Source organism: Cohnella panacarvi Gsoil 349, assembly GCF_000515335.1.
In the GTDB taxonomy this organism is placed as follows: domain Bacteria; phylum Bacillota; class Bacilli; order Paenibacillales; family Paenibacillaceae; genus Cohnella; species Cohnella panacarvi.
Map to the genome: position 1 here is coordinate 2,495,507 of NZ_KI911563.1, position 16,975 is coordinate 2,512,481.

Below are 16,975 nucleotides of genomic sequence, written 5' to 3' on the forward strand. Positions count from 1 at the left end.
GTGAAAAGAGATATATTTTTATGAGTACTTCATTTTTCGTCGCTATCCGCCATTGTATCAAATTCAACATTCATTTTCAACTGCCAAAACCTTCTTGCCGAATCCTGCAAGAGGGTTTTTCTCATTATACGTATATCGGCCCAAAGGAGTTTCAGCCATGTCCCCTTCCATGCTATCCGCCCGCGCTTTAAACCGCGCGCTGCTCTCCCGCCAACTGTTGCATGAGCGCGTTCGGATGCCCGCCATCGCCGCGATCGAGAAGCTGGCCGGCATGCAATCCCAAGCGCCCAATCCGCCCTATATCGGATTATGGGCGAGATTGGCTGACTTCCGTCACGAGGAATTAGCCGGGTTGCTTACGCAGCGCGCGGCCGTCCGTCTATCGATGATGCGTTCGACGATCCACCTCGTGTCCGCGCAGGACGCGCTGGCGTTCCGGCCGCTCCTGCAGCCGGTTATGGATCGCGCGCTCAAGGGTGCGTACGGCAAACGCCTCGAAGGGCTGGATCTCGCCGAAGTCGCCGCCGCGGGACGCGCGTTCGCCGAGGAGAAGCCGCTCACGCTCGGCGACCTCGGAGCCGCGCTGCGCGGCCAATGGCCGGACCGCGATCCCGCTGCGCTCGCTAACGCCGTGCGCAACTTGGCGGCGCTCGTCCAAGTGCCGCCGCGCGGCATCTGGGGCGAGAGCGGGCAAGCGGCCCATACGACCGCGGAAGCCTGGCTTGGAAGCGAGCTGTCCGGCTCATCGCTTGAGGAGCTTGTCCGGCGCTATCTCGGCGCGTTCGGTCCCGCTTCTATTAAAGATATGCAGACGTGGTCGGGCCTGACCGGCCTTCGGACCGTATTCGCCGGCATGAGGGACGAGCTGATCGCCTTCGCGGACGAGAACGGCACGGAACTGTTCGATATGCCGGGCAATCCGCTCCCCGATCCGAATATGCCCGCGCCGGTACGTTATCTATCCGAGTACGACAACTTGATATTGGCGTATGCTGACTATAGCCGCCTCGTGGTAACCCCCACTCATCGCAAGCTTGTCATCAGCGACAACGGAATCGTTCGGGCGATGCTGCTCGTAGACGGCTTCGTGCGAGGAATATGGCGCATCGAGCATGAGCGGAACGCCGCCACGCTGATCGTCCGGACGTTCGAACCTTTAAGTCCCTCCGAGCGAGAAGCGGCCGCAGAGGAAGGCGAACGGTTGCTGGGTTTCGCGGCGGCGGGCGCCCAGTCCCATCATCTCATATTCGAATAGGCGCAACCGAAGACAGCCGAGGTCCCGAGACAGGGGACTCGGCTTATTCCTATGCATTCCGCAGTTTCCGTCCGGGCCGAAATTCGCTAAAATAGGAACAGCGCGCTCAAGAAGCAGCTTATGACACCGTTGAATCGCATCCGCGTTCATGGAATCGGAAAGGAATTCGAAGATGATTATTAAACCGAGAACGAGAGGCTTTATTTGCACGACGGCACACCCGCAAGGCTGCGCCGCGCAAGTGCAAGAACAGATTGCATACGTGAAAGGCAACCCTTCCATTCAAGGACCGCGCAAAGCGCTCGTGATCGGCGCTTCCGCCGGCTTCGGCCTTGCGGCTCGCATCGTCGCCGCATTCGGATCTGGCGCCAGCACCGTCGGTATATACCGCCAAGGCGAGCGCGGGGCAGGGCGCCCGGCTTCCGCCGGCTGGTACAACTCCGCGGCTTTCGAGGCCGCTGCGGATCTCGCCGGATTGCCGTCGTTCAGCGTAACGGGCGACGCGTTCACCGACGAGACGAAGCAGAAGGCAATCGAAGTCATTCGCAAGGAGCTTGGTCAAGTCGACCTCGTCATCTACAGCGTCGCTACCGCGCGCCGCACGAATCCGGAAACCGGCGAGACGTCGAACTCGGTGCTTAAGCCGATCGGCAAGCCGTACACGAACAAGACGGTAAACTTCCACACCGGAGAAGTCAGCCCGATTACGATCGAGCCGGCCACCGAGCAGGAAATCCGCGAGACGGTCGACGTGATGGGCGGCGAAGATTGGCAGCTGTGGATCGACGCGCTGCGCGAAGGCGGCGTGCTCGCGGACAACGCGACGACGATCGCATTCTCCTACATCGGCTCGGACATCACGCAAGCGATCTATCGCGAAGGATCCATCGGTCAGGCGAAGGATCACTTGGAAGCTACGGCGAAGCATCTGCACGAACAGCTGTCGGCTACCGGGGGCCGCGCCTACGTTACCGTCGCCAAGGCGCTCGTCACGCAATCGAGCTCGGCGATTCCGGTCGTGCCGCTCTATATTTCCGCGCTTTATAAAGTGATGAAGGACAAGGGCATACACGAAGGCTGCATCGAGCAAATGTACCGCTTGTTCGCCGACAGGCTGTACGCCTCGGGCGGTCAAGTACCGACGGACGAACAAGGACGCATTCGGATCGACGATTGGGAAATGCGCGATGACGTGCAAGCGGAAGTCGCGACGATATGGAACGCGATCACGACCGAGAATATCGAGCGGTTGTCCGATCTCGTCGGTTACCGCCGCGAGTTTTTCCAACTGTTCGGCTTCGAAACCGACGGCATCGATTATGAAGCCGACGTCGATCCGCAGGTCGAGGTGCCGCATGTCTATTAAGATGCTGGAATTGTCGCGGGGCACCCCCGGGACGTCGATCTTCCCGACGGTCCTCTATGACGAGTCGTCGCTTGTGCTGATCGATACGGGCTTGCCGGGTTTCCGAGGCAAGATCGCGGAGGCCGTGCGCGAATCCGGCTTGGACGACCGCCGATTGGCGGCGATCGTCCTGACGCACGAGGACATCGATCATATCGGCGGCTTGCCGCAATTCCTGGGCGATGCGGACGAAGCAGACGCAGCGCGTCCCGACGTGTACGCGCACGCTGCCGACCGACCGGCGATCGACGGGGTACGGCCGATCGCCAAGGCGCCGGAGGAGAGGCTGAGCATGATCCTCGGCCAAGCACCGGAAACGATCGCCCGGCAATATCGCGCGATGATGTCCCCTTCTTCGCCGGGCAATGTCAGCCATGAGCTTACGGACGGCCAATCGTTGCCGTTCGGCGGCGGCGTGACCGTCATTCATACGCCCGGCCATACGGCCGGTCATGTATGCTTGTATCACCGCGCGAGCCGGACGCTGATCGCGGGCGACGCGATGATCGTGAGCGACGGCCGGCTAAACGGACCTAACCCTGGGTTTACGCCGGACTACGGCCAGGCGCTGCAGTCTCTTCGGAAGCTTGCCGCCTTCGATATCGCGCAAGCGATTTGCTACCACGGCGGCTTGTACGCATCGGAACGCGTCAACGAGCGAATCGCGGAAATCGCCGCGCAGGCGATCTAATGTCGGCGCCGCGTACAACGAACCGGACAGCCGCATTCGCCCTTACGCTCGTTATAGCGATTGTGTCCGCGTTGCTGTTCACGCTGATCCGCATGCCGATTCCATGGCTGCTCGGCCCGATGATCGGCGTGTGCGCGGCCGCTAGAATCGTGAGATCCTACACGTTCTATTGGCCAGGCTTCGTGAGGAATGCGGGCCTTATTACCGTCGGGTATGCGATCGGCACCGCGTTCACTCGGGATACGCTAACCGAGATCGTGCGCCAATTGCCCTCGATGGTGCTCATGACTTTCATGCTCCTCTTCCTCTGCGCACTCCTTGCATACGGCGTATCCAAAGCCGCTGGCATTCCCTATGCGACCGCGCTAACGGGGAGTATTCCCGGCGGTCTGTCTCAGATGGTCACCCTCGCGGAGGAGACGAAGGGGATCGACCTTACCGTCGTCACCTTCCTGCAAGTGTCCCGGCTCATGATGATCATCGTCTTCATCCCGATTATCGTCTTCAGTCCCGGGCTGGACCCGGCAAGCTCGGGATCGACCGCCGCGGCCGTTGCGGAAGCCGTCTCTTCGCATCGGTCGTGGAGCGGTCTATGGCCTCATATCGTTCTCTACGGCGCCGTCTGTACCGTGCTCTCTCTTCTGGCGAGCAAGATTAACTTTCCCACGGCGTACCTGCTCCCGCCTTTGATCGCTACGGCGGCGTTGCACTTGGGCGGGTTAACGGCGCCAGAGCTCCCTTCGCCGGTTCTCGCCGCCGCGCAGCTTATGATCGGCTGCTACGTCGGCTTGCTGCTGAAACCGGAGAACTTGCCGAACAAGCCGAAGCTGATCACGGTCGCCGTCTTGAGCGGCATCGCGCTGATCGCTGGCTCATGCGGACTTAGCTACCTGTTAACCCGTTTGCATGCGATGACAGCCGCAACCTCGCTGTTGAGCCTAGCGCCCGGCGGCATGGACCAAATGGGCATCATCGCGCACGAGATAGACGCCAACGTCTCCATCGTGTCGTGTTACCAGCTGTTTCGGACTTTCTTCATTTTCCTTGCGGTTCCGCCGCTCCTGAAGACGCTGTTCAGACGGTTTCGGTAAGGAATCGTATGATGGATAACGTTATTGATGCCGAAGAACCCCGAACGAATTCGTTCGGGGTTCTTCGTTTCGGCCAGTCCATTCCCTATTGGACTAGATAGCAACCATTTGCAGTTATTCGAGGCCGAGTCGAATGTCGGCGTTACAATAAAACACATACGCATCTATTTACTGTTCCGGACAAGCATACGGCTGCATTTTACTAAAATAACTGAAAATCGTTGGTATTCGCCTCACGCCGGAGCCTATTGCTTGAAATAACTGCGAATGGTTGTTATTTATTCGAATTGACCCCGTTCCGGACTACAACGACGAGTTGACACGGACTACAATGACGGGCCGACACGGACTATAACGACGAGTTGAGGGGGAGATGGACTAGATAGCAACCATTTGCAGTTATTCGAGGCCGAGTCGAATGTCGGCGTTACAATGAAACACATACGCATTTATTTACTGTTCCAGACAAGCATACGGCTGCATTTTACTAAAATAACTGAAAATCGTTGGTATTCGCCTCACGCTGGCGCCGATTGCTCGAAATAACTGCGAATGGTTGTTATTCGTAGCACAACATGGATTAATGCCCGAATGAACTGCAAGTCGTTGTTATGGTTCAGCTAAGATGGTCAACGTCGGAACCGCGTCTTCCCGGATCATGTTGAAGGCCGGGTTCGCCCCTATTCGGGCGTCTCGGCCTTCTTTCAATGCCGCAGATTGCGATACTCCGTCGGCGTCATTTCGTATTTCTTGCGGAACATCTGCGTGAAATGGCGGACGTCGTTATAGCCGATCCGCTCCGCGATGTCTGCCAGCTTAAGCTCCGAGCCCGACAGCAGCGACTTCGCTTGCTCGAGCCTGAGCATGGTTACGTAATCCTTGTAACCCTGCCCCGTCTTCTGCTTGAACAGCAGGCTGAAGTATGCCGGGTTAAGGAAGACGACGGATGCGACTTTCTCGAGCGTCAAATCTTCCGCGAAGTGCGCTTGGATATACTGCAAAGCGATATCGATCGCCTTGTCGCCGCCGCTCTCGAGCGTCTCGAATTTCTCCGATGCGGAGGTTTGGCGGAAATGCGCCACGACGCTAGGCACTTCGCGGATATCCGTTAATCGCTCGGAATGCAGCACCTGGAACGGGATTTTCAGATAATGCTTCAGATGCGCCTTCAAATCCGCGAGCAGCGTCGCGATCGCATCCGGTACCGTCAACGTGATCAAGCCGAGCAAGCTTTGGCGGTCGATCGAGATGACGAAACCGTCCCCCCGCATATCGAGAAGCTCCGCGAGCACGTTCTCTACGATAAAATGTTCCAGATGCACGTTCGAATTGCCCGCGTCGAGCGTCACCATGATGAGATAGTAGGTCGGATGACGCTCGGAGAAGGGCTGCAAATCCATCGTCCCGATATCGAGCCCGGCCGCAAGACGCTGGAATACCGCCTCCCGCAAATACTTCAGCCCGTTGCGCAGCAACGCCCCTTCGCGGGAGGCTTCCTTCTCCCGGGCCACCTCGGCTTGAAGCGACTCCATCAGCTCCGTCACCCGCTGCTTCCCGATCGGCTTCAGCAAGTAATCCCTGGCGCCCAACTGCACGGCTTTCTGCGCGTAGCTGAATTCGGAATGGGCGGAGATAACGACCCATTTGACGTTCGGATACTTCCTGCGGGAAACCCGCATGAACTCCAGACCGCTAAGTCCCGGCATCAGAATGTCCGTCAGCACGACGTCGATCGGCTCTCGCTCGAGCACGCCCGCCGCCTCCGACGCATCCGAAGCCAGCGATACGTTGAAGGCAGGGAAATGCGCCAAAATCGTACGTTCCACGCCTTCGCGAATGACGCTCTCGTCATCGGCGATCAGTATGTTCAACGCGTTCACTCCTCTCCGGAAGCCACAGCCGGATTCGGACCGAAGTCCCTTGGCCCGGGGCGCTGTCTACGCTAAGGCCGTAACTCTCTCCGAACATCAGTTTTAATCTGCGGTGTAAATTCGAGATGCCGATGCCTCCCGTATCCTGAGCCGCCTCTTCCTGGCCGCGGCTGCGGCTTCCGCTTTGGGTGATCGCCAGATCGCTCTCGCCCAGCGATTGCCGGAGACGTTCAAGCTCTTCCCCGCTCATCCCGACGCCGTTATCCGCTACGATTATCGTTAAGCTATCACCTTCGCGCGCGGCGTATACGCTCAGCTTGCCGTCACGGCCTTGCGGCTCAAGTCCGTGCTTCACCGCATTCTCGATGATCGGCTGCAGCGTCATTTTCGGAACGCGGACTCCGCGCCAACGCTCGTCTACGTTGATCTCGACCGTAAGCCGTCCGTGCAAGCGCAGCTCGATAATCGTTAAATAATGCCGGATTTGCTCCAGTTCGGCGCCAAGCGTTACTTCTTCTTCCCAATGGCTGCTGTACCTGAACATCTGGGACAGCGCGAGCACGACTTCCGCCAAGTTATCGTTACCCTTCTCGTCGAGCAGCCAGTAGATCATATCAAGCGTGTTGTATAGAAAATGAGGATTAACCTGCGATTGCAGCGCTTGCAGCTCGGCATTCTTCTCGCTGACGGACGAGATCTTAATCTGCTCGATCAGCTCGGAGATCCGCGCGACCATCTTGTTGAACGAATCCGCGAGTTGCCCGATTTCGTAGTAGGATTTGACCGTCAATACCCGGTTGAAGTTCCCCGTCTCGACCTGCTTCATCTCCCGTACGATCCGCTTGATCGGCGAGGATATCGTCCGCGAGCCCCAGACCGCGATGGCGGCCGATAGACAGACGAGGGCGATCAGCACGACGATCAAATAGCGCTGCATGCTCTCCAGCTCGCCGTTCAGGTCGGACTGCGGCGTGCGGCTGACGATCGTCCAGCCCGCCGACGGGATCGAAGAAGTCACGATCCATTCGTTCTTCACCTTGTAAAGTCCCGAGTCTTGCTGCATGGGCTCCCTCAGGTCGATGTCCGCCGGCAGGTTCGCTTCGCCGGAGTGCGCGAGGATGTCGCCGTTCGCGGAGACGATATTAACCTGGCTGTTCGGTCCGAGCTTCAGGTTATCCATGGAGGACAATATCAACTGCGGCTTCGCTTCGAAAAGCACGTAACCGATCGGTTGGTATTGGTTCAAGTCGTAGATGATGCGACCGAACGCGAATACGGGTAGATTCTGAGACGTGTCGATGATCGATTGCGGGAAGACGCCGAGCCACACCATGCGGCCTTGGGACCTCTTAAGCCGCTTATACCAATCCGATTCGCCGTACTCCGGATCGATGACGTTGCGGTAATCCCCATAGCTGATCACTTTGCCCTTGCTGGAGATGACGTGTACGCCCATCAGATCTTCCCGAGAATAGTAAATAGCGCCGATTAAGTTCGTAATCGAGCGCTCGTTGATGAATTCGACGGCCGGGCTGACGTTCTTCTGCGACAAAAGCCGGACGACGTCGATATTGTTGCTGATCGACTTGGATAAACTATCGTAGCCCTTCAACATTAAGTCGAAGAGGGCTACGGTTTGAGAACTATTTTTCTTGGATAGATCGGTGATCTTGTCATGGAACTCGTTCATCGAACGGTTGTAGAACAATCCGCTAACGATGAGCAAGATCGCCGTCATGCTTACGAAGAACAAGAGGAAAAGGCGCGACTGAATCGTATTGTAATTGCCTCTCCGCAAGACGAACGACTCCTTACCGAACGGAGATTAGCCTTTGACGGCGCCCGCTACCATACCCTTCGTAATCTTCTCGGATAGGATAAAGTATAGCAGAATTACCGGGAGAGCGCCCATGACGAGGAAGGCCCCGATATTGCCGTAGTTCGTCTGGTACTGGCTGACGAACGAGTAAACGCCGAACGGCAGCGTCTTGAGATCTTCGTCCGAGATGAACGTCGCGGCCAGAATGTACTCGTTCCAGATCGTGATGAACGTCAGAATGCATACCGTCATGACCGGCGGAATCGAGATCGGAATAATGATCGAGCGGAAAATCCGATAAACGCTCGCCCCGTCGATATACGCCGACTCTTCGATCTCGTGGGGGATCGTCTTCATGAATCCGCTAAGGATGAATACCGCGATCGGGGTCGAGAAGGCCACGTAAGGCAGAATAAGCGACCATCGGGTATCCAGGAGATGCGCGTCCCGGAAAATAATCATGAGCGGAAGCAGCGTCGATTGCAGCGGAATCATCATACCCAGCAAGAAGATGAGCATGATCAGGTTGCCCCACTTGAAGCGGAACCGGGTGATCGCGAAGGCGACCATCGAGCTGAACAGGATGACGCAGACCATAACCGTTGCCGTGACGATGACGCTGTTGGACAAATATTTAAGGTAGTGGCCCGAATGATACGCGTTGCTGTAGTTATCCCAGACCGGCGACTTCGGCAGCGCGAAGAACTGGCCGTCGAGAATTTCTTCGTTCGTCTTCAAGGAATACGTGAGCAGCCAGAACAGCGGGTAGAGCTGGGTAACGCACAGTACCGCGATCAGGAGATACACGATCCCTTTCTTGAGCTTATGCATGAGTGGTATCTCCTTTCTAGCTGTATCTGCGTTCCACGCGGTCCATGATCGTGTTGATGATTATCGTGAACACCAAGCATAGAACGACCAGGAACGATGCGATCGCGCTGCCGTATCCATACTGCTGGGACAGGAACGAGCTGTTGTACATATGAGTCGAGATCACGTCCGTCGCATGCGCCGGACCGCCCTGCGTCATGACCATGACCAGGTCGAACGATTGCAGGGAACCGATAAACGCGAGAATAAGCGATATTTTCAAGATCGGCACGATCATCGGGAGGGTAATGTAACGGTCGGCCTTGAAGCCGTCCGCCCCGTCGATCTTCGCCGCTTCGTAAATTTCGGATGGAATGTTCTGGACGCCGGTGAACTGAATGAGCAAATGATAGCCGAAGTATTGCCACAGCGACACGATATAGATGCTGTACATGGCGATATTCTTCTCCGTCAACCAGCCGTGCTTCCAGCTGTCGAGCCCGAGCGAATCGAGTACGCTGTTCAGCATGCCCCCCATGGACTCGGGACTATAGATCGTGCTCCATAACTGACCGATAATAACGACCGAGAGAATGACTGGCGTAAAATAAATCGATACGATTCGGTTCGGCTTCCGGATGAAGCGAACGAGCAGAATCGCCATCAACAAGCAAATCGGGATTTCCGTCATCGAGAACACGGCGTACATCAGCGTATGGCGTACGGCCGGCCAGAAATACGGATCGTCGAACAGCATACGGTGCCAGTTATCGAATCCGACGTGTTTGGCCGTGTTGATTCCGTCCCAGTCCAGCGTTCCCGTATAGAACGATACTCCGATCGGGATGAATACGATGCACACGTAGAGCAACAACGCCGGCAGGATGAATACAGCGATCGTGCGCGCTGGAACCTTCAGGACGTTCAATACTGCCGCCTCCTTAAAATCGAATGGCAAAGGGGCTGCCTCGCAGCGGCCCCTTTGCGTGAAATTAGAACGATTCAGCTATGATTATTTGTTCGCGTCGTACGCGGCTTGGTGTTCTTTCGCAACCGAAGCCGATTCGACTTTCTGCACGAACAGGTTTTGCAAGCTGGTCAAGTGAACTTGCGCGATCGCAGGCTTCATCGTGTTGTCGAACGCAAGGTCGCCGCCGTTGACTTTGGAGAACAGGTCGAGTACCGAGATCGCGAGATCGGAGTAACCGGCCGCTTTCAGGTCGCCCTTCATAAGCTGCGGTTGGCCTACGGCATTCTTCAGGTCGAATTGGATTTGCGGCCAGCTCGACGTCATGTAGTGAAGGAAGTCCTTCGCCACTTCAAGGTTTTTGCTGTTCGCGGATACGGCGAAAGCGGTGCCCGGCGCGAGCATGAATTGGTTCGGGTCGCCTTTGCCGTTGACCGTCGGGAACTGGAACGCCGCGGCATTGCCCGCTTGACCGACCGTCGATCCGTCGATCGCGCCCGTCTCCCAAGAACCGATAATGAACATAGCCGCTTTGCCGGATTTGAACAGGTTAGCGCCGGCATTCGCGTCGATGGAAGTCGCGCCTTCGGGGAATGCGCCGGCTTCTACGAGTTTCTGGAACGCGTCGACCGCTTCGACGAACGCAGGATCTTCGAACGTCTTCTTGCCGTCAAGCACGTCTTGCAGGAAGCCCGGGCCGCCGTTCGTGCGGAGCAGGATGTTCATGAACAGGAACGATCCCGTCCAAGTGTCTTTCTCGCCGATCGCGATCGGCGTGATGCCTTTGTCTTTCAGCTTCTTCACGTCTTCGATCAGCTCGTCGAACGTCGTTGGAGGCGCGGAGATGCCCGCTTGCGCGAACAAGTCTTTATTGTAGTACACGACTTCGATGTTGTTGCCGTCAGGAAGCGCGTATACGTTGCCGTTGAAGCTATAGTAGTCGAGTAGGCCCGCCTGGTACGTGTCTTTCAGACCGTCTTTGTCGAGAATGTCGTTCAGCGGAGCGAAGAGACCCGCTTCTACGAACGGTTGCATTTGAGCGGCAGGGTTAACCATCGTGATGTCGGGGATCGTTTTGGCCGCGGCTTGCGTTTTCAGCTTTTGCTTCTGTTGGTCGGTATTCAGCGTGTCGAGCTCGATCGTTACGTTCGGGTGCTCTTTCGTGTATGCCTCGACGACTTGCTTCAGGCCATTGGCCGTAGGCGTCGTTTCGTCGGCGTAGATGTTCTGAAACGTGATCGTAACTTTCTCGCCGTTGTTGACTTCTCCGCCGTTGGCAGCCGGGCTGGATGCAGCCGGAGCCGTTCCGGCTGGAGATGCGGCGTTATTCGTATTGTTGCTATCTTTACCGCATGCAGCCAAGCTCAGCGTCAGTACGGAAGCTGCCGCTACAACGCTCAGCATTTTCAACTTGTTTGCCATTGTCTATTTTCCCCCTTGCGTGAATGTACTCCTATTATGGTACAGGTTCGACACTCCTAACAATGCGGGAATTTTGTGAGTTAAGGTTTGCTTTTTTTAGGTCCATCGGGGGCGATCGGCGTATAAAACCCGTGTATGGGTCGTCTATGCTACACTAATAGTAGCGAAAAAGATAAAGGAGAATAGAACGATGAAGCTGGTCTCATGGAACGTAAACGGGTTAAGATCGTGCGTAAACAAAGGTTTCTTGGACTATTGTCGACTGTCGGAAGCGGATATATGCTGCGTACAGGAGACGAAGCTGCAGGAGGGTCAGATCGAGCTGGCGCTCGGCGAGGAATTTAAGGCTTACTGGAATTACGCGGTCAAAAAAGGTTACTCCGGAACGGCCGTCTTCACGAAGCGGGAACCGCTGTCCGTGCGCTACGGGATGGAGGAGAACGAGGAGCCCGAGGGCCGGATTCTGACGCTGGAGTTCGAAGGGTTCTATCTCGTGACGGTCTATACGCCTAACGCGAAGAGGGATCTGTCGAGACTCGACTACCGCATGGAATGGGAGGACCGGTTCCGGAAGTACTTGCAGGAGCTGGACAAGCATAAGCCGGTCGTCGTATGCGGGGATTTGAACGTCGCCCGCGAGGACATCGACATTAAGAATGCCAAAGGAAACCGCGGCAGCTCCGGCTTTACGGACGAGGAACGCGGCAAGATGAAAGAGTTGCTAGGCGCGGGCTTCGTGGATACGTTCCGCCATTCGTATCCGGATCGGACCGATGCGTTCACATGGTGGTCCAATATGCCGGGCGTCCGGGAACGGAACGTCGGGTGGCGGATCGATTATTTTCTCGTATCGGAGCGGCTTGCCGGCGCCATCGTCGAGGCGGGCATCGACGCCCATGTGCTCGGAAGCGATCATTGTCCGGTCACGTTGACGCTGGCGCTGGATTAAGCGCCGTCCCCGTCCGGACGTTCGGGAGGACGCCAGCCGCCCTGAAGCTCGCGGATCGTGAAACCGAAGTCCATCTGCAAGTGAGGATTGTCCTTGAAACTTTCCCAGTCGCCGCCCCATTCGAAGCCTAACCGCTTCGCGATCGCGACGACTTCCGTCCAATCCGCTTGGCCGTTGCCGTTGCCGTCGTATTCCAGATCCCACAGCGCTTTGCCCTCTGGGCTCAGCAGGGCGAAGTCGATGGCGAGTCCGTAGTTGTGGTACGACTCGCCGCCTTGGACGGTCGTTACGATCGGGCCGTCCTCGGTGCGGCCTTGGCGGTACAACGCATCTTGCTCCTCCGTGCTGCGGAACTCGTCGGTGACGAGCACGCGTATTCCGATGTCTCGGCTTAGCGCGACTAACTGATCTCTCTTCTCGGCGACGACGGGATGCAGTCCTATCGTCTCGGGTACGTGGCGAAACCAGCTAATCGGCAGCCAGCGTTCCATGAAGCTCGCTTGGATGACCGCGTATCCGGCAAGCACGGCGAGCAACGCTCGAATGAGCCATTTGGCGTGCGGTTTGCTTTGTCGTTTCGCCCGTTCCGCTGCGGTTGCGGAAGAAGGTGCGGTCGGCATCGTGTCGGGCATGCGGGAACCTCTCTTCGGTTTCGTTACTAGATTCTATGACTCTATCAATAGCTTATCCAGTCTATCGAATGAATATAAGGGTGCGCAACTTTGTCGCGCAGAGCGACAATCCGCGGCGCGCCGGGGCCCATTCGCGCAACTTTGTCGCGCAGAGCGACAATCCGCGGCGCGCCGGGGCCCATTCGCGCATCTTTGTCGCGGAGAGCGACAATCCGCGGCGCGCCGGGGCCCATTCGCGCATCTTTGTCGCGCAGAGCGACAATCCGCGGCGCGCCGGGGCCCATTCGCGCATCTTTGTCGCGCAGAGCGACAATCCGCGGCGCGTCGGGGCGCATTCGCGCAACTTTGTCGCGCAGAGCGACAATCCGCGGCGCGCCGGGGCCCATTCGCGCATCTTTGTCGCGCAGAGCGACAATCCGCGGCGCGCCGGGGCGCGGCCGACCGCTGCGCAAAACCGCCTTGCCCGCGAACGCGAGCAAGGCGGCTGCATTACTTATTCTGACCCGTATAGATGTAAACGGCATCCCTCAGGAACGCGGCCGTTCCCGGTTGATCCTTGTCGTAGTACGCGGTGAACCGCTCGTCATCGACGTACATCCGGGCAAGACCGGCGTGCGCTTCCGGACTGTACTGCGGCCAGTGGAACATCAGCCACCGCTTATGCATGTCGGCCGCTTGCTGAGCCGGCTCCCCTGCGGGATCTCCCGTCCGGAAAGCTTCCGCCAGCTTGACGTGAAGCTCTTCTCCGAGCTTCGTCATTTCCGCATACTGTGCTTCGGTCATATTCTGCAGCTTGGCATTGGACTTGTTGACGACATCATCCCCGTATTTCTCCCGAGCTTCCTTGCCGTATTTCCGCTCGTTCTCGTCGATCATCTTTTGTTTGAACCCTTCGAATTTCTCTTGGTCGCTCATCGTCGATCTCCCTTCCGTTAGCGCGATCGTCTTGTCCACGTTCGCAATCAGCTTGTCGAGCTGGCTTCTGCGCGCCAGAAGCTGCTCGCGATGCTCCTTCAGGGCGGCGGCGCCGTCGAAAGACAGATGGGTCACGATGTCCTTGATCGTCTCCAGCGGGACGCCGAGCTCCCGATAGAACATAATTTGCTGCAGCCGCTCGACTTCAAGGGCCCCGTAAATGCGATACCCGGACGAGTTCGTTCTGGCCGGCTTCAGAATGCCGATCTCGTCGTAGTACCGCAGCGTGCGCGTGCTTACGCCCGCCAGCCGTCCTAACTTCAACACCGTATACTCCATGTCGTCACCCCCTGAACTAACGGTACACCTTCACGTAACGTTAATGTCAACGGTATTTTATCATAATGGGAACGTCATCCGACCAGAGGCGCCTCCGTGCCTTTCGTCCCTTCTACTTCGAAACCTTCTTTGCGCCAGTATTCGATTCCGCCGAGCATCTCCTTTACTTTGAACCCGAGCGCGGATAAGCGGACGGCAGCCTTCGTCGCGCCGTTGCATGCCGGTCCCCAGCAATAAGCCACGATCGGCCGGTCCTTGTCCAGATGAGCGGTCGTCGCCTCGTTAATATTCGCGGACCATAGATGGCTCGCTCCGGGAATATGGCATTCCTCGTAAGCTTTGGCGCCCCGAACGTCGATTAGAGTGAACTCGTTCGTGCCTTGCGCCAGATCGAACTGCACGTCGGACACGTCTGTCTCCATCTCAAGCTTATTCAGGTAATGCCGGTGAATGGCTTCGGGAGAAGCGGCGGGAATCTCTAATACGCGGGAAAATCGGTTAACTTGGCTCATATCGGTAACCTCCGGATTCGTTGTTAACCGAAGCTTAACACGATATCGCTCAACGGAGTTATCGATCATTATCAATGGCATGCATCAAAATTATTGATCATTATTCGTCGTTAAGAAGCTTGATGAAGCCTTGGAACGCATTGGACTGCCACTTTCGCTTCGCGTAGACGAGCTGGGTGTAAAACCGGCATTCGGGATGAACGAAAGGGATCGCGACGACTTGCCCTTGCCGGACGGCTTCGGCGACGGCGATTCGAGGTAACAGCGCAATGCCGAGACCGTAGGTGACGCATTGCTTGATCGCCTCCAGATTACCGAACTCGTAAGCTAGCCTATAACCGATCTGCCCGCTCCGGAGCAGCTTCAGCAGCATCGCCCGGTAGGTGCATCCGTCCTCGGTCAGAATAAGCGATTCGTTCTCGATATCCTCCGGCCCGATCGCCTCTCGGCCCGCGAATCGATGAACGGGAGGCGCGATGATGACAAGCTGTTCTTCCCGGAGCACGATCGTGTGCAGTTCGGGATCGGAGAAAGGCGGGTCTAAGATGATGCCTGCGTCCAGCTCGCCTTCCTTGACCGATTCGATGATTTGCGGTTCGTTGCCCGGTTGAAGCGTAACGTTAATCTCGGGAAACCTCTCCCGGTAAGCCTGCAAGTAAGGGGGCAGATAGAACGCAGCCAACGTCTCGATCGTGCCGACGGACAGCGTCCCCTTCGACTGCTTCGAGACGGCTTCCTTCGATTCGTCGTGCAGCCTTACGATCTCGTCCGCATACCGCAGCAAGGCTTCGCCGGCGAGCGTCAGCTTCATCCCTCGGCCGAACCGCTCCAGCAGCACGACTCCGTATGCCGCCTCCAGCTTCTGAATTTGAGTCGTCACGCTGGATTGCGCGTAGCCGAGCGCTTCGGCCGCCCTCGTATAGCTGCCCGTCTTGACCACCTCTCGCAACGTCCGCAGGTACGTCAGCTCCATTTTACCGGCTCCCTCCTACCTCTTGTTGCAGCGAATCGTACAATTGTCTCGTCTTGGCCGGAACCTTATCGTTATAGATGACATAACCGTCTTCTAGCTTGATGCGAATGTAAGGCGGATGATCTTTGAAAATATAAAGCCTCGTCTTGCCAAGCTCCTTCATCCGAAAGTGTCCCCGCGCATACTTGCCGGTCGCCTCGCCGTTCGTCTTCGACCCCGAGGGCAACCGATCGATCAGAGAGAGTTCCTGGATATCGGCGATTTCGAAGTCATAGGCATACATCGGATAATCGATCTGGACCCGTTGTTCGGAAGTAATCGTTAGAACCGGCGACGTCAGCTCCGCCCGGACGATCATGAAGCACACGAATCCGAGAAGCGCCGCAACCGCTCCGCACAAGCCCCACACGAATATTTGGCCTGCCAACGTCCCTGTATTTACGGTCATTCCGACCCCGATGCGCTTCGGAACCAGAAACCGCTTATTAGAAGGATTGTGGTAGGTGAACCCGTTTTTCCAGGACTCGTCGTCGTCATCCTCGGAACCCCATCCATGGCTCTTCTTCAATGCCAACGTGTCGCGGAAAGCTTGGCGGAACGGAATAACGGCGACAAAGATAAAGGCGAATATCCAACCCAGATAATAGATGAACAGCATGCCGAACCAATCGTACATGAAGGGGAATGGAACGAGCGCGGCCAAAGTCCATATGCTTATTCGAGAGAATTGCTTGTCGTAACGCTGCCTAATGGCTTGGAGCTCCCCGTTCTCTTCGGCGCCGGGCGGAAGGGCGATCCCGAAAACAATGCCGTTCTTCCCTTTCGATTGCGGCTTGTAAATGGCTAGGATAGCGCCATATAGAATGATCGCAGGCAAGAGTAAAACGATGATCAACACGGAAGCGCCCCCCTCTCTGTTCGCAAGTCTAGGCCTATTATACCATCCGCAAGTTCGGCGATATCAAATGGGCCAACGCAGCGTTATTGCTCGACACTAACTGCATGAAAGGCAGGTATTCCAATCGATCGGATACTCCATAACCTGTAAACAGTACGAAGTGCAGTTGTTTTGTAGAAAATGAGAGTTCCGACGGTTTCGGCGATAATGAGATGTATTCGATGCAGTTATTCAGTAGAAAAATGGCGAAACTGCGATTACGAACTGTATTCCGTGCAGTTGAGGTAGCGAGGAAGGCTTGGCGCTGTAGGTCAATCGGATGATCGAGTCGAGGGCTGAAGAAGGCAGCAATGGACCAACAACGCGAAATGGCGGCACAGGAATAGTACCCCTGTTGCCACCATTTCTATACAATGTTCAATTGTC

General features: G+C 56.7%; 15 protein-coding genes. 5 read left to right on the forward strand and 10 right to left on the reverse strand.

The genetic code is table 11. From position 1 onward, the window contains the following. Nucleotides 1-157 precede the first annotated feature (157 nt). The 4 genes from COHPA_RS0111990 (at nucleotide 158) to COHPA_RS0112005 (ending at nucleotide 4,442) form a co-directional block, all read left to right on the forward strand. Nucleotides 158-1,255 (forward strand): winged helix DNA-binding domain-containing protein, encoded by a 1,098-nt coding sequence (locus tag COHPA_RS0111990; protein ID WP_027086408.1) that lies wholly within the window; start codon nucleotides 158-160, stop codon nucleotides 1,253-1,255. Nucleotides 1,256-1,427: 172 nt separating this feature from the next. After that, on the forward strand, nucleotides 1,428-2,621 hold the full coding sequence (gene fabV / locus COHPA_RS0111995; RefSeq protein WP_035120709.1) for an enoyl-ACP reductase FabV: 1,194 nt from the start codon (nucleotides 1,428-1,430) through the stop codon (nucleotides 2,619-2,621). Further along, the gene (locus tag COHPA_RS0112000) at nucleotides 2,611-3,351 is read left to right on the forward strand and encodes an MBL fold metallo-hydrolase (protein WP_027086410.1); all 741 of its coding nucleotides are present in this window, start codon (nucleotides 2,611-2,613) and stop codon (nucleotides 3,349-3,351) included. The genes fabV and COHPA_RS0112000 overlap by 11 nt, the downstream gene beginning before the upstream one ends. Then, complete coding sequence (locus tag COHPA_RS0112005) at nucleotides 3,351-4,442, forward strand: AbrB family transcriptional regulator (RefSeq protein WP_027086411.1); 1,092 nt, start codon at nucleotides 3,351-3,353, stop codon at nucleotides 4,440-4,442. The genes COHPA_RS0112000 and COHPA_RS0112005 overlap by 1 nt, the downstream gene beginning before the upstream one ends. A gap of 704 nt (nucleotides 4,443-5,146) precedes the next feature. Here COHPA_RS0112005 and COHPA_RS0112010 read toward each other — a convergent pair. The 5 genes from COHPA_RS0112010 to COHPA_RS0112030 all read right to left on the reverse strand — a co-directional run bounded on the left by COHPA_RS0112010 (nucleotide 5,147) and on the right by COHPA_RS0112030 (nucleotide 11,331). Continuing rightward, nucleotides 5,147-6,313 carry a response regulator gene (locus COHPA_RS0112010; protein ID WP_027086412.1) on the reverse strand — a complete coding sequence of 389 codons (1,167 nt, stop codon included), beginning with the start codon at nucleotides 6,311-6,313 and terminating at the stop codon, nucleotides 5,147-5,149. Then, entirely contained in the window at nucleotides 6,291-8,111 is a 1,821-nt protein-coding gene (locus COHPA_RS0112015; RefSeq protein ID WP_027086413.1) for a sensor histidine kinase, read from the reverse strand. The genes COHPA_RS0112010 and COHPA_RS0112015 overlap by 23 nt, the downstream gene beginning before the upstream one ends. 27 nt (nucleotides 8,112-8,138) lie before the next feature. Then, complete coding sequence (locus tag COHPA_RS0112020; RefSeq protein ID WP_027086414.1) at nucleotides 8,139-8,963, reverse strand: carbohydrate ABC transporter permease; 825 nt, start codon at nucleotides 8,961-8,963, stop codon at nucleotides 8,139-8,141. A gap of 16 nt (nucleotides 8,964-8,979) precedes the next feature. Then, entirely contained in the window at nucleotides 8,980-9,870 is an 891-nt protein-coding gene (locus COHPA_RS0112025; RefSeq protein ID WP_027086415.1) for a carbohydrate ABC transporter permease, read from the reverse strand. Between the two features lie 84 nt (nucleotides 9,871-9,954). Further along, entirely contained in the window at nucleotides 9,955-11,331 is a 1,377-nt protein-coding gene (locus COHPA_RS0112030; RefSeq protein ID WP_027086416.1) for an extracellular solute-binding protein, read from the reverse strand. Nucleotides 11,332-11,521: 190 nt separating this feature from the next. On the opposite strand from COHPA_RS0112030, the gene COHPA_RS0112035 reads away from it, so the two are divergent. Continuing rightward, on the forward strand, nucleotides 11,522-12,280 hold the full coding sequence (locus COHPA_RS0112035; protein ID WP_027086417.1) for an exodeoxyribonuclease III: 759 nt from the start codon (nucleotides 11,522-11,524) through the stop codon (nucleotides 12,278-12,280). On the opposite strand, the gene COHPA_RS23420 is transcribed toward COHPA_RS0112035, so the two are convergent. The 5 genes from COHPA_RS23420 to COHPA_RS0112065 form a co-directional block, all read right to left on the reverse strand. Then, a complete protein-coding gene (locus COHPA_RS23420) occupies nucleotides 12,277-12,771 on the reverse strand; it encodes a M15 family metallopeptidase (protein WP_245590341.1) in 495 nt (164 codons plus the stop codon). The two genes, COHPA_RS0112035 and COHPA_RS23420, sit on opposite strands and share 4 nt — an antisense overlap. A 630-nt stretch (nucleotides 12,772-13,401) precedes the next feature. Further along, nucleotides 13,402-14,166 (reverse strand): MerR family transcriptional regulator, encoded by a 765-nt coding sequence (locus COHPA_RS0112050; RefSeq protein ID WP_027086420.1) that lies wholly within the window; start codon nucleotides 14,164-14,166, stop codon nucleotides 13,402-13,404. Nucleotides 14,167-14,240: 74 nt separating this feature from the next. Continuing rightward, a complete protein-coding gene (locus tag COHPA_RS0112055; protein WP_027086421.1) occupies nucleotides 14,241-14,678 on the reverse strand; it encodes a rhodanese-like domain-containing protein in 438 nt (145 codons plus the stop codon). A gap of 100 nt (nucleotides 14,679-14,778) precedes the next feature. Continuing rightward, nucleotides 14,779-15,651, reverse strand: a complete 873-nt coding sequence (locus COHPA_RS0112060) for a LysR family transcriptional regulator (protein ID WP_027086422.1) — start codon at nucleotides 15,649-15,651, stop codon at nucleotides 14,779-14,781. 1 nt (nucleotide 15,652) lies between these two features. Further along, nucleotides 15,653-16,549: a DUF5808 domain-containing protein gene (locus COHPA_RS0112065; RefSeq protein WP_027086423.1), complete on the reverse strand. Its 897-nt coding sequence runs from the start codon at nucleotides 16,547-16,549 to the stop codon at nucleotides 15,653-15,655. Nucleotides 16,550-16,975: the final 426 nt, after the last annotated feature.

Coding starts and splice junctions, on each gene's coding strand:
- COHPA_RS0111990 (WP_027086408.1), top strand. CDS start 158: ATGTCCCCTTCCATGCTATCCGCCCGCGCTTTAAACCGCGCGCTGCTC.
- fabV (WP_035120709.1), top strand. CDS start 1,428: ATGATTATTAAACCGAGAACGAGAGGCTTTATTTGCACGACGGCACAC.
- COHPA_RS0112000 (WP_027086410.1), top strand. CDS start 2,611: ATGTCTATTAAGATGCTGGAATTGTCGCGGGGCACCCCCGGGACGTCG.
- COHPA_RS0112005 (WP_027086411.1), top strand. CDS start 3,351: ATGTCGGCGCCGCGTACAACGAACCGGACAGCCGCATTCGCCCTTACG.
- COHPA_RS0112020 (WP_027086414.1), bottom strand. CDS start 8,963: ATGCATAAGCTCAAGAAAGGGATCGTGTATCTCCTGATCGCGGTACTG.
- COHPA_RS0112030 (WP_027086416.1), bottom strand. CDS start 11,331: ATGGCAAACAAGTTGAAAATGCTGAGCGTTGTAGCGGCAGCTTCCGTA.
- COHPA_RS0112035 (WP_027086417.1), top strand. CDS start 11,522: ATGAAGCTGGTCTCATGGAACGTAAACGGGTTAAGATCGTGCGTAAAC.
- COHPA_RS23420 (WP_245590341.1), bottom strand. CDS start 12,771: ATGGAACGCTGGCTGCCGATTAGCTGGTTTCGCCACGTACCCGAGACG.
- COHPA_RS0112050 (WP_027086420.1), bottom strand. CDS start 14,166: ATGGAGTATACGGTGTTGAAGTTAGGACGGCTGGCGGGCGTAAGCACG.
- COHPA_RS0112055 (WP_027086421.1), bottom strand. CDS start 14,678: ATGAGCCAAGTTAACCGATTTTCCCGCGTATTAGAGATTCCCGCCGCT.
- COHPA_RS0112060 (WP_027086422.1), bottom strand. CDS start 15,651: ATGGAGCTGACGTACCTGCGGACGTTGCGAGAGGTGGTCAAGACGGGC.